Raw genomic sequence first — 13,610 nt, forward strand, 5'->3', positions numbered from 1 at the left:
AAACAAGAAAAAAAAATGATTCAGCTTAAAGAAATAAAATTTGTATTAGTCCTATTGTTTTCATCCCATATTTTTGCGCAAAATGTGGTAGTTCATGATCCAGTTGTCATCAAACAAAACGATACCTATTATATGTATTGTACAGGAAGAGGAATTGATGCGTTTAGTTCGAAAGATTTGAAAGATTGGAAAAAATTATCTCCTGTTTTTTCAGAAAAACCAACATGGACAGATGAGGTGGTTCCTGATTTCAACAATCACATATGGGCTCCAGACATTTCTTATCACAATAATAAATATTACTTATATTATTCTGTATCGGCTTTTGCTAAAAACACATCAGCAATTGGATTAACCATAAATACAACCTTAAATCCTGAAGATGAAAATTATAAATGGGAAGATCAAGGAATTGTAATCCAATCTGTTCCTAATAGAGATATGTGGAACGCTATTGACCCTAATTTAGTGTTTGATGAAAATAATACTCCATGGTTGTCCTTTGGTTCTTTTTGGAATGGATTAAAATTGGTAAAATTAAATTCAGATTTAAGTTCCGTAGCTCAACCACAAGAATGGTTTACCATTGCAAGAAGAGAAAGGTCTTTTGATTTAAAAGATACCAATCCTGGAGATGCTGCCTTAGAAGCACCTTTTATTTTTAAAAAGCATGGATATTATTATTTATTCCTTTCTTGGGATTTATGTTGTAGAAGAGAAAAAAGTACTTATAAAGTAGTGGTAGGTAGATCTAAAAATGTAATGGGACCTTACGTTGATAAGGATGGAAAACATTTAAATAATGGAGGTGGAACTTTAATTATTGAAGGAGACAAAAATTGGTATGGAGCCGGTCATAATAGTACATATACTTTTGAAGGTAAAGATTATATTTTTTATCATGCTTATGATGCTAATGATAGGGCCATTCCAAAATTGCAAGTGTCAGAATTGGAATGGGATGATCGTTTATGGCCTATTTTAAAACAAAAATTAAAATAATTTACATGAAAAATAGATTTAAAATATTAGTGGCTTTTGTAGTTATAGTAACAGGTGCTTCTTATTGCACAGATAAAAAATTACAGAATGAAAAAAATAAAGAAGTTGCTGTTAAACAAGAGGCTACTTTATCAAACGACCCTATTGTGTTGCAACGTGCAGATCCGTTTATTTATAAACATACAGATGGATATTACTATTTCACAGGATCGGTGCCAACCTATGATGCTATAGAAATAAGACGTGCTAAAACCATAGATGAGTTGCAAGATGCTAAACCGTTTAGAGTTTGGGAAAAGCACGAAAGTGGTCCTATGAGTCGCCATATTTGGGCTCCTGAAATTCATTATTTAGATGGTAAATGGTATGTGTACTTTGCAGGTAGCCAAGAAAGCGATATCTGGAAATTAAGACCGTATGTTATTGAGTGTTCTGGTCAAGATCCGTTAAATGATCAATGGATAGAACTTGGACAGATGCAAGCGGCAGATAACGATCCTATGAGTTTTACTGATTTCTCTTTAGACGGAACTGTTTTTGATCATAACGGAAAACGCTATTTCTGCTGGGCAGAGAAAACAGGTGGACAGTTTGCAGCTTCTAATTTATATTTAGCTGAAATGGAGTCGCCTATCAAATTAAAAACAGTACAATTTATGCTTACCACGCCAGATTATGACTGGGAGCGTATTGATTTTTGGGTAAATGAGGGGCCTGCAGTAATTAAAAATGGAGGGAAAATATTTATCACTTTTTCAGCTAGTGCCACAGGTGCCTGTTACAGTATGGGAATTATGGAAGCTGATGAAGAAGCCGATTTGTTGGATAGAAATTCATGGAAAAAATCTAGACAACCTGTGCTTAAAACCAATGAAGCAAAAGGTATTTACGGTCCTGGACATAATTCTTTTACTGTAGATGAAAATGGAGATCCGTTAATGATTTATCATGCAAGATCTTATGAGAAAGCAGTTGGTGATCCTTCAGTAGTTCCGGCATCTGATACCAGACCATTAGAAGAGATTAAGGCAGATCCTTTATATGATCCTAACCGTCATGCAAGAATGATGAAAGTTAGATTTGATAAAGATGGGAAACCTTTATTTAAATATTATTAAAAATAAAAGTGTTTATTAAACACTTGTAAATAAAATATTATATTTGCCCTTAGTTAGTTAAAATTTATTTAGATGAATAATTATGTAATTGGTTTAGATTACGGTTCAGACTCTGTGAGAGCTGTATTGATAGATACCCAAACGGGAAAAGAGTTATCTTCAAACGTACACTATTACCAAAGATGGAAAAATAAGGAGTATTGCAATGCAGCAATCAATCAATTTCGTCAACATCCTTTAGATCATATCGAGGGATTAGAAAATACCATCAAATATGTGGTAGAAAACGGAAATGTAAATCCAGCAGATATCAAAGGGATTTGTATTGATACCACTGGATCTTCTCCAGTACCGGTAACAAAAGATGGGACTCCTTTGGCTTTAACAAAAGGTTTTGAGCACAATCCAAACGCAATGATGGTTTTGTGGAAAGATCATACCGCAATAAAAGAAGCTAATGAAATTAATGAATTGGCAGCAAATTGGGGAGGTGAAGATTTTACCAAATACGAAGGAGGAATTTATTCATCAGAATGGTTTTGGGCAAAAATTTTACACATCGCTAGAGAAGATGAGGCTGTAAAAAATGCGACTCATACTTGGTTAGAGCATTGTGATTTAATGACTTATTTGTTAATTGATAATAAGGATTTAAAAACTTTTAAAAGAAGTAGATGTGCAGCAGGACATAAAGCAATGTGGCACGCTGACTGGAATGGTTTACCTCCAAAAGAATTTTTATCAAAATTAGATCCTTATTTAGCTGAGCTAAGAGGAAATTTATATGATGAAACTTATACTTCTGATTTGGTTGCTGGAAACTTAAATGCAGCATGGGCTCAAAAATTAGGTTTAACTACCGATACTGTTATTGCAGTGGGTACTTTTGATGCACACTCAGGAGCTGTTGGAGCTAAAATAGACAACAACACATTGGTTCGTGTCATGGGAACTTCTACGTGTGATATTATGGTGTCTCCAGAAGAAGCTATTGGAACTAAAGCTGTTCGTGGAATTTGTGGACAAGTAGATGGTTCTGTAATTCCAGGAATGATTGGGTTAGAAGCTGGACAATCTGCTTTTGGAGATTTGTTGGCTTGGTTTAAAGATATGTTGTCTTGGCCAGTAGATAATTTGGTATTGACTTCTGATATTCTTTCTGCAGAACAAAAAGAGGCTTTAAGAGAAGAAATTGATGCTAATTTTATTAAAAAATTAACAGAAGATGCAGAGAAAATTTCTTTAGAAGAAAGTATTCCTACCGCTTTAGACTGGATCAACGGTCGTAGAACTCCAGATGCCAATCAGGGATTAAAAGCAGCCATGACTAACTTGTCAATGGGTACTAGAGCTCCACATATTTTTAGAGCATTGGTCAATGCTATTTGTTTCGGTTCTAAGAAAATTGTAGATAGATTTGAAGAAGAAGGTGTTAAAATAGATACGGTAATCGGAATTGGAGGAGTGGCTAGAAAATCTGCATTTATCATGCAAACTTTAGCTAACGTATTAAACATGCCTATTAAAGTAGCAGCATCAGATCAAGCACCAGCTTTGGGAGCGGCTATCTATGCAGCGGTTGCAGCAGGAATTTATCCAAACGTAATTGAAGCTAGTAAAAAAATGGGTAGTGATTTTGAAGCTGAATATTTTCCAGAAACTGAAAAATTAGAAGCTTATGAAGCATTAATGGCGTCATATAGCGAGTTAAGTACTTTTGTAGAATCTATTACAAAATAAAAATATTATGAGTTCTAAATATAAAGATTTAAAACAAGAATGCTACGAAGCCAACATGCAATTAAATGCATTAGGATTGGTGGTGTATACTTTTGGAAACGTGAGTGCTGTTGATAGAGAAAACAGTGTTTTTGCTATCAAACCAAGTGGTGTTCCTTACGAAGATTTAAAAGCAGATGATATTGTAATTGTAGATTTTGATAACAATATTATTGAAGGAGAATTAAGACCTTCATCTGATACTAAAACACATGCTTATTTATATAAGAATTGGCCAGAGATTGGAGGAATTACCCATACACACTCAACATATGCAGTGGCTTGGGCACAATCTCAATTAGATATTCCAATTTTTGGAACTACACATGCCGATCACTTAACAGCAGATATTCCTTGTGCTCCGCCAATGGCAGATGAGCTAATTGAAGGAAATTACGAGCATAATACTGGAATTCAGATTTTAGATTGTTTTAAAAACAAAAATTTATCATACCAAGAAGTTGAAATGGTTTTATTAGGAAACCATGGTCCTTTTGCTTGGGGTAAAAATGCAGCAAAATCTGTATATAACAGTAAGGTGTTAGAGGTAGTAGCTGAAATGGCCTATTTAACTCGCCAAATCAATCCAAATGCTCCAAGATTAAAAGATTCATTAATAAAAAAGCATTACGAACGTAAGCACGGAAAAAATTCTTATTACGGTCAGTAGGTTTAGGAATAAAGAAGTTTAGTAGTTAAAAAGTATAGAAGTTGATTATAATTATTAGCATTAGGCATTTTTATATCAACAAACAATAGTTAAATAAATAGTAAAATAATGATATTAGATATCTCTCAAAAAGAAATTTGGTTTATTACAGGGAGCCAACATTTATATGGTGAAGAAACTTTAAGACAAGTTGCTGAAAACTCACAAGAAATTGTAAAAGGATTAAATGCATCCTCTCACATACCAGTAAAGATTGTTTTTAAACCAACAGTAAAAACGCCAGATGAAATTACAAATATTTGTATTGAAGCAAATGAGTCAAAAAATTGTATTGGTTTAATTACCTGGATGCATACTTTTTCTCCAGCAAAAATGTGGATTAGAGGCTTAAGCATTATTAACAAACCAATTTGTCACTTACATACTCAGTTCAATGCTGAGATTCCTTGGAGTACTATTGATATGGACTTTATGAATTTAAATCAATCTGCTCACGGAGATAGAGAATTTGGGTTTATCATGTCAAGAATGCGTAAAAAACGTAAAGTTGTTGTGGGACATTGGCAAGCAGAACCAGTTCAGAAAAAATTAGGAATTTGGTCTAGAGTGGTTTTAGGTTGGGATGAATTACAAAACTTAAAAGTAGCTAGAATTGGTGATAACATGCGTGAAGTTGCTGTTACTGAAGGAGACAAAGTAGAGGCACAAATTCGTTTTGGTTTTTCTGTAAACGGTTTTGATTCATCAGATGTGGTAAAACACATTGAGAAAATTACAGACAAAGAATTAAATGATTTATTAGCAGTTTATGAGGAATCTTATGAGTTAACCCCATCATTACTAGAAGGAGGAGCTCAAAGACAGTCATTGGTAGATGCAGCTAAAATTGAATTAGGGTTAAGAGCCTTTTTAGATGAAGGTGGATTTAAAGCCTTTACAGATACTTTTGAAAACTTAGGAGAGTTAAAGCAACTTCCAGGAATTGCAACACAAAGATTAATGGCCGATGGTTATGGATTTGGTGGAGAAGGAGACTGGAAAACAGCTGCAATGGTAAGAGCTTTAAAAGTAATGAACTACGGTTTAGAAGAAGGAACTTCTTTTATGGAAGATTATACTTATCATTTTACACCACAGAAATCTTACGTTTTAGGATCTCACATGTTAGAAATTTGTCCTACTATTGCTAGTGGAAAACCAAAATGTGAAGTTCATCCATTAGGAATTGGAGGAAAAGAAGATCCAGCAAGATTGGTGTTTGATTCACCTGCTGGAGAGGCTATCAACGTATCTTTAGTAGATATGGGGAACAGATTTAGATTAATTGTAAACGAAGTAACAGCAGTAGAGCCTATGGCAGATTTGCCAAATTTACCAGTAGCAAGAGTATTGTGGGATTGTAAACCAGATTTAGAAGTAGCTGCAACAGCTTGGATTTTAGCTGGTGGAGCACATCATACAGTTTACAGTCAGGCAATTACTACAGAATATATGGAAGATTTAGCTGATATTGCAGGTATTGAATTACTTGTAATTGATGATAAAACAACTGTAAGAGAATTTAAAGATAAGATCAACGCTAACGAAGCATATTACAATACGTTTCAGCACGGTCTTTAAAAATTAATTATTAACACTAATATCAAAATTGTATCATGAAATTATTTAAAAAAAGTTTGTACATAGCAGCAGCAATGCTTGTTTCTTTTGTGAGTGTCCAATGTAAAGATGGAAAGAAAAAAGAAACTTCTACAGAAGTTGCTAAAACGGTAGAAGAGGTAACTATTACCAAAGAGTCTTTTGGAACTACAGAAGATCATATACCTGTTGAGAACTATATTTTAAAGAATAGTAATGGTATGGAGGTTAGTGTGATTACTTATGGAGGAATCATACAATCATTAAAAGTTCCAAATAAGAATCAGGTTATTGAAGATGTTGTTTTAGGATTTAATTCTTTAGCACAATATGAAAAGCCTAATCCTTATTTTGGAGCTCTTATTGGTAGATTTGGAAATAGAATTGCGAAAGGAAAATTTTCTTTAGACGGAAAAGAATATACTTTGGCAACCAATGATGGAGAAAACCATTTACATGGAGGTCCAGAAGGATTTCATAGAAAAGTTTGGACGGCCTCAGAAAAACAAACAGAGCATTCAGCTTCATTAGTACTTTCTTACTTAAGTAAAGATATGGAAGAAGGATATCCTGGGAATTTAAAAGTTGAAGTTACTTATACTTTAACAGATAAAAATGATTTAGCAGTATCTTATAGCGCTACAACTGATAAAAAAACCGTGTTAAACTTAACACAGCATTCATACTTTAATTTATCTGGAGATTTTTCTAAAACTATTTTGGATCACGATGTAACAATTGATGCAGATAAATACTTACCTGTGGATGCTACTTTAATTCCAACAGGAGAATTAAGAGATGTTACTGGTACTCCTTTTGATTTTAGAGAAGCTAAACAAGTTGGTAAAGAAATTAATAGTGATAATGAGCAACTAAAAAGAGGTTTAGGTTATGATCACTGTTGGGTGTTAAATGGTAAAGAAGGTGAGATTGCTTTTGCAGCATCTGCTTATGATAAAGCTAGTGGAAGAATGTTAGAAGTATATACTAACGAACCAGCAATTCAATTTTATACAGGAAACTTTTTAGATGGAACTTTGCCAAGTAAACAAGAAGGAACTTACGGACATAGAACAGGTTTTTGTTTAGAAACACAGCATTACCCAGACTCACCAAACCAAAAAGATTTCCCTTCTGTTGTATTAGAACCTGGGCAAAATTACAAATCAAGCACAGTTTTTAAGTTTAGTGTAAAATAATATTAATAAGTTTGTAAATTGCGCAACAAATGCTGTGTAAAATCATTAAAAAAATCAAATCAAATTAAAAAATATGGGAATTATTTCTTTCGCTGCTTTTACATTATTAGTAGCGGTTATATCATGGTGGGCAACAAGAAAAACAGACGAAACATCATCAGACGGTTACTTTTTAGGAGGACGAAGTTTAACAGGACCTGTGATTGCAGGATCTTTATTGTTGACTAATTTATCAACAGAGCAAATAGTTGGGTTAAATGGAGTCTCTTTTGCTGATGGTTTACCAGTAATAGCTTATGAAGTAGTTGCTGCTATAGCAATGGTTTTTACAGCGTTTGTATTGTTACCACGTTACTTAAAAGGAGGAATAGCAACTATTCCTCAGTTTTTAGAAAAACGTTATGGTAAGGTAACAAAGACAATAGTTTCTATGTTGTTTTTATTAGGATATGCAATTTCTATGTTACCAACAGTATTATATTCAGGAGCGCTTGCTATCAATACAATGTTTGATATTCCAGAGGCTTTAAATATGACTGCTGAAGCAACTTTATGGGTAACTGTATTAGCAATTGGAATCATTGGTAGTATCTATGCGATTTTTGGAGGTTTAAAAGCAGTTGCTGTTTCAGATTCTATCAATGCCGTAGGTTTAATTATTGGAGGTTCTTTAATTCCAGTTTTTGGTTTGATGTATATCGGGGATGGAAACGTATTTACGGGGCTAGATATTTTAACTACAGAATTACCAGAAAAATTTGTAATTATAGGTGATGCAACTTCTGCAGTACCATTTTGGACATTGTTTACAGGAATGGTTATAGTAAACTTTTATTATTGGGGAACCAACCAAGCAATTATTCAAAGAGCATTAGGAGCTAAAAATTTAAAGGAAGGACAAAAAGGATTAATCATTGCCGCTTTTCTTAAGATTTTAGGACCAATTATTGTTGCTTTACCAGGAATTATCGCTTTTTATATTTTTAATGGCGATTTGGCCAATGCCGATGAAGCGTACCCTATGTTGGTAAGAAAAGTATTACCTACAGCATTTATTGGTTTCTTTGCTGCAGTACTGTTTGGGGCTATTTTAAGTTCTTTTAACAGTGCATTAAATAGTTCTGTTACTTTGTTTGGATTAGATTTTTATAAGGAATATATTAATAAAGATGCTAATGAAAGACAAGTAGTAAAAGCTGGTAAAACATTTGGTTTTATTTTGGCTTTGTTTTCAATGGGAATTGCTCCATTGTTATACGGAGTTCAAGGAGGGATTTTTACTTATCTACAAGAATTAAATGGATCTTATAGTGTGCCAATTTTAGCTATTATTATTGTTGGATATTTTTCTAAAAGAGTATCTGGAAAAGCAGCGAATATTGCTATTATATTTAGTGTGGTAACTTATTTAGTTTCCTTATATATCATCAAGCCTATATTTGCAGAAAAGGGTATTTTCTTCCCTCATTTCTTACACTTGATGGGAATTATTTTTGCTTTGGCTGTTTTGATTTTATATGGATTTAGCCGTTTAAAACCTCGAGAATCAGATTTTGAATTAGAGTATACTAAGCAAGTTGATATTACACCTTGGAAACACTTAAAAATAGCAGGATCGGTTGTTGTATTAATCGTAGTTAGTTTATATATTTATTTATCTTAACACAGATAAATACAAGTATAAAACAAAAAAGCAGATTATTAATATAATCTGCTTTTTTGTTAATTATTGATTTTCTGAAGTTTATAAATTTTAGTTAAAAAAAGTGAAATTAATTTGAGAATATATTAATAGAAGTTATATATTTGCATCCCGTAAGGAAAACAAGAAATTGTAATTCTTGCTAAGTTCAAAAAAACATATTTTAAAAAAATACTAGGTGGCATAGCTCAGCTGGATAGAGCACCTGCCTTCTAAGCAGGCGGTCGAAGGTTCGAATCCTTCTGCCATCACATAAAGTCTTACTATTAATTTAGTAAGACTTTTTTGTTTTATAATAATGTCTAAATTTGTTTAGCTTTAATGTGCTGTTTTTTTATATAAATAGCATTTTAGTTAACATACATTCTTACCTGTATTCACTTCTTTAATACAATGTTTAAAATGATAAAAACAAAATCTTTTTTATATACCATTATTGTCGCATTATGTTTTTCTGTAAACGCATTTGGGCAATATGACTATGTTTTTCGTCATTTAAAAACAGATGATGGCTTGTCTAACAGTTATGTAAAATCCATCTTAAAAGATAGCTATGGCTTTTTATGGGTAGGAACGGAATTTGGTTTAAATAGGTACGATGGTTATGATTTTAAAATTTATAGCGCTAGTAAAGAAAAGTATAATCACTTACTTTCAGACAATATCTCAGATTTAAAAGAAGATGGATTAGGGAATATATGGATTAATACCATCTCTGGTTATATCATCTATCTTAGAGATAAAGATTCTTTTGTAAATGATGTTTCCAATTATTTAAAAGACTTAGGAATTGAAATAGATTTTGAGTATCATATATATATTGATAGAAATCAAAACGTATGGGTGCTAGGTAATCAACAAATTTATGTATACAATACGCATGATAAATCATTAAAAAAATACCACGTTAAGTCTCCTGTTAAAGATGTGTTGTCTATAGAGTTCAGTGATAGTTACAAATATCTTTATGGAAAAGTAAGATATGGAGATGTATTACAGTTAGAAAAATCTACAGGAAATCAACAAATAATTAAATTACCAAATCAGGTTAAACAGAATAATAAATTATATGCTGATAGTAATAATGGATTATGGTTGTTTAATGAGAAAACAGATTTAATCTATCATCATAAAAATTTAAAAGAAGATTGGAAAGAATTGCCCTTAGAATCGATGTCGTTTGCTAAGAACAACATTGTACTACAAATACTTGACGATGAAAAAGGACATATTTGGATTGGAACTGATCATAATGGTGTATTTGTTTATGATACAGTAAATGACACGACTTTAAATTTACTACATGATGATGAAATAAATGCTTCCATAGCCTCCAATAATGTAGGGTGTTTTTATCAAGACAATAGAGGAGTTATGTGGTTGGGGCACAATAAAAAAGGGATTTCTTTTTATCATAATAGCTTTCACAATTTTATAAATATAGAAAACCAAAATTCTGACAGTAAAGATATTTGCTCTATTCTAGAAGATCGTCAGGGAAATTTTTGGTTAGGTACCGATGGTAACGGACTGTATTTTAAAGAAAAAAACAAAGAGAGTAAAATTAAAAAATTACCTATTCCTAACAATGCAATAGTATCACTTGAAGAAGATGATAAAGGTCGTATTTGGGTAGGAACTTATTTAGGAGGACTATACTGTTATGAAAATGGAGTTTTTAAGAATTTTACAAAAGAGAATAGTAAGCTAGCATCAAACAATATTTGGAGTTTAAAAAAAGACAGATATGGAAATATTTGGATAGGAACTTTAGGTGGAGGAATTCAATCTATCACAACAGAGGATGAGATTATATCTTACAAAGGGGTAAATACGGTTTTAGATATGTATTATGATGGAGGAGATAAATTATATGCTGGAACAGATTATGGATTGTGTATTGTAGATATAACCACTGGAGAGCAAAAAGTTTATATAACAAATAAAAAAGGAACTCAGAAATTTAAAGAGCTAGTCATCTCAAATATATATAAAGACAGTAAGGATAATATATGGTTTGGGGATTCTAAAGGGTTGTCTATTTGGGATGTTAAAAATGACACGATACATTTTTTTGATAAAAATAAAGGATTGTGTGATAACATTATAAGTGGTATTATAGAAGACAATCACAATAATATTTGGGTAACAACAAGTAATGGATTGTCTGTTTTGTCTGTAGAAAATAGTACTAAAGGGATTTTAAATATTACTAGCAGAAATTTTTCTACCAAAGATGGATTAAAAGACAACTATTTTAACAATCATTCTATATGTGAGTTAAGCAATGGAGATATGTTTTTTGGAGGAACCGAAGGATATACCATAGTAAATCCAAATAAAATGGCTCAAAAAAATGAACCATTGGCAAAAGTTGTTTTTACTGGCTTGAGTATTGCTAACAAAGAAATTTTGGTAGATTCTGTTTATAACGGTCATCAACTACTTAAGCACAATATTGAAAAAACAAAAGAGTTAATTCTTAGTTACGATGATAAATTAATCTCTTTAGAATTTACCACAGGTGATTTGTTAAATGCTGATAAAGTTAATTATGCCTATAAAATGGAAGGTTTTAATCAAAATTGGGTCTACACTCAAGAAAATAAAATCACATTTTCTTCTTTAAATCCAGGCGATTATAAACTGATGATAAAAGCTTCTAATAGTGATGGTGTTTGGAATCAAGAAACTACCAATATGAATATTGTGGTTAGGCCTCCATTTTATTTATCAAAAGTAGCATTGATTGTATATGTGATATTTTTTATTGCACTAATTCTATTAGCCATTTACAGAACCCGAAGACATCATCATCTTAAATTCGAAAAGCAAAAAGAACAATTAAAGTTAGATCAAGAGACTCATATAAACGAAATGAAACTAAGGTTTTTTACAAATATTAGTCATGATTTACGTACGCCCTTAACTCTTATCATTACCCCGCTTCAAACCATTTTAAGTGGAAATTTAGAAGATGGTTTAAGGAAAAAAATAAGCATGATTAATAAAAATGCAGAGCAATTACTACAATTAATCAATTCTTTGTTAGATTTTAGAAAGTTAGATGTTGGTGCAGAAACATTACAGCCTCGTTTAGGGAATTTTGTGAATTTTATAAGAGAAATTTGTGTGCCATTTAATGCTTATGCAGAGGAAAGACAAATGAGTTTTTCTTTTTCAAGTGAAATAGAAAAGTTATCAATGGAGTTTGACCCAAGTAAGGTGAAAAAGATTTTTTTCAATTTACTTTCAAATGCATTTAAATATACAGATAACGGAGGGAGTGTTGGTGTTCATCTTTACCAGGAAGAAAACTACGTTTGTGTTAGTGTCTCTGATTCTGGTCAAGGAATTAGTGATGTAGAAAAGAAACAAATATTTGAAAGATTTTATCAATCCTCAGAAAAGCAGGAAAAAACAGGAAGTGGTTTAGGTTTGCATATTGTGAATGAATATGTACAAATGCATAACGGATCTATTAGTGTTACAGACAATTTGCCTCAGGGAAGTAACTTTATATTTAAGCTCCCAATTATAGAAGCAATTGATACAAAAGAACAAAATACAGAGGAAACTTTAGAGGTTGAGATTTTTGAAACTCATAAAGAAGATAAACAGATAGATCATAAAGTTTTATTGTTTGTTGATGACAATTTGGATCTCTGTGGCTTTATCCAAGACAATCTTTCAGATGAGTACCATATACTTATTGCTAATAATGGAAAAGAAGCCTTAGAGCAACTTAAAAAAAATGATGTGCACATTGTTGTTAGTGACGTGATGATGCCTGTTATGAGTGGTACAGAGCTTTGTAAGCAGGTAAAAAACAACATCAATTGGTCTCATATTCCAGTTATTTTATTAACTGCCCGTGCTGCCGAAGAAAATAAGCTAGAAGGTTTAGAAATAGGAGCTGATGATTATTTAACCAAGCCCTTTAATTTTGAGATGCTAAAACTTAGAATTAGTAAGTTTTTAGAATGGACTAATAAATCACATCAATCTTTTAGTCAAAAAATGGATGTTTCACCAGCAGAAATTACCATTACTCCTTTAGATGAGCAATTAATAGAAAAGGCTATCAAAGAAGTGGAAAAACGTATTTCTGATTCCGATTTTTCTGTAGAAGAATTAAGTGCAGCAGTAGGACTTAGTAGAACACATTTGTATAAAAAATTAATGTTTATTACAGGAAAAGGACCTTCTGAGTTTATAAGAACCATTCGTTTAAAAAGAGGTCGTCAGCTTTTAGAAGAAAGTCAATTGCAAATTTCTGAAATTGCCTATGCTGTTGGATTCAATTCCCCAAAAAGATTCACCATCAACTTTAAAAATGAATTTGGAGTTTCTCCATCAGAATACTTAAAGCGTTTTAAATAATTCATTTTTTTAATACCTAAATCACCAGTGATAAAAATTTCATCATTGGTGATTTTTTATTTACTGATCACATAAGAATCAGTTGTTATAATTATTTTTTCTATAACAGAAACTTTGTT

The 13,610-nt window shown here is 32.0% G+C and carries 8 protein-coding genes and 1 tRNA gene; all 9 read left to right on the top strand.

Annotation, left to right across the window (positions count from 1 at the left end):
* The first annotated feature begins 15 nt into the window (after positions 1-15).
* Entirely contained in the window at positions 16-1,002 is a 987-nt protein-coding gene (locus QVZ41_RS10880; RefSeq protein ID WP_302884605.1) for an arabinan endo-1,5-alpha-L-arabinosidase, read from the top strand.
* Between the two features lie 5 nt (positions 1,003-1,007).
* A complete protein-coding gene (locus tag QVZ41_RS10885) occupies positions 1,008-2,120 on the top strand; it encodes a glycoside hydrolase family 43 protein (protein ID WP_302884606.1) in 1,113 nt (370 codons plus the stop codon).
* Between the two features lie 72 nt (positions 2,121-2,192).
* Positions 2,193-3,860 (top strand): ribulokinase, encoded by a 1,668-nt coding sequence (locus QVZ41_RS10890; RefSeq protein WP_302884607.1) that lies wholly within the window; start codon positions 2,193-2,195, stop codon positions 3,858-3,860.
* Between the two features lie 7 nt (positions 3,861-3,867).
* Positions 3,868-4,569: an L-ribulose-5-phosphate 4-epimerase gene (locus QVZ41_RS10895; RefSeq protein WP_073122336.1), complete on the top strand. Its 702-nt coding sequence runs from the start codon at positions 3,868-3,870 to the stop codon at positions 4,567-4,569.
* A gap of 111 nt (positions 4,570-4,680) precedes the next feature.
* Positions 4,681-6,189, top strand: coding sequence for an L-arabinose isomerase (gene araA / locus QVZ41_RS10900; protein WP_302884729.1), 1,509 nt, complete (start codon positions 4,681-4,683; stop codon positions 6,187-6,189).
* 35 nt (positions 6,190-6,224) lie between these two features.
* Positions 6,225-7,406 (top strand): aldose epimerase family protein, encoded by a 1,182-nt coding sequence (locus QVZ41_RS10905; RefSeq protein WP_302884608.1) that lies wholly within the window; start codon positions 6,225-6,227, stop codon positions 7,404-7,406.
* Positions 7,407-7,479: 73 nt separating this feature from the next.
* Complete coding sequence (locus QVZ41_RS10910; RefSeq protein ID WP_302884609.1) at positions 7,480-9,069, top strand: solute:sodium symporter family transporter; 1,590 nt, start codon at positions 7,480-7,482, stop codon at positions 9,067-9,069.
* 216 nt (positions 9,070-9,285) lie between these two features.
* A tRNA-Arg gene (locus tag QVZ41_RS10915) sits at positions 9,286-9,359 on the top strand.
* Between the two features lie 151 nt (positions 9,360-9,510).
* Positions 9,511-13,491, top strand: a complete 3,981-nt coding sequence (locus QVZ41_RS10920; RefSeq protein ID WP_302884610.1) for a two-component regulator propeller domain-containing protein — start codon at positions 9,511-9,513, stop codon at positions 13,489-13,491.
* The last annotated feature ends 119 nt before the right edge of the window (positions 13,492-13,610 follow it).

It is taken from the genome of Wenyingzhuangia gilva, assembly GCF_030519655.1.
In the GTDB taxonomy this organism is placed as follows: domain Bacteria; phylum Bacteroidota; class Bacteroidia; order Flavobacteriales; family Flavobacteriaceae; genus Wenyingzhuangia; species Wenyingzhuangia gilva.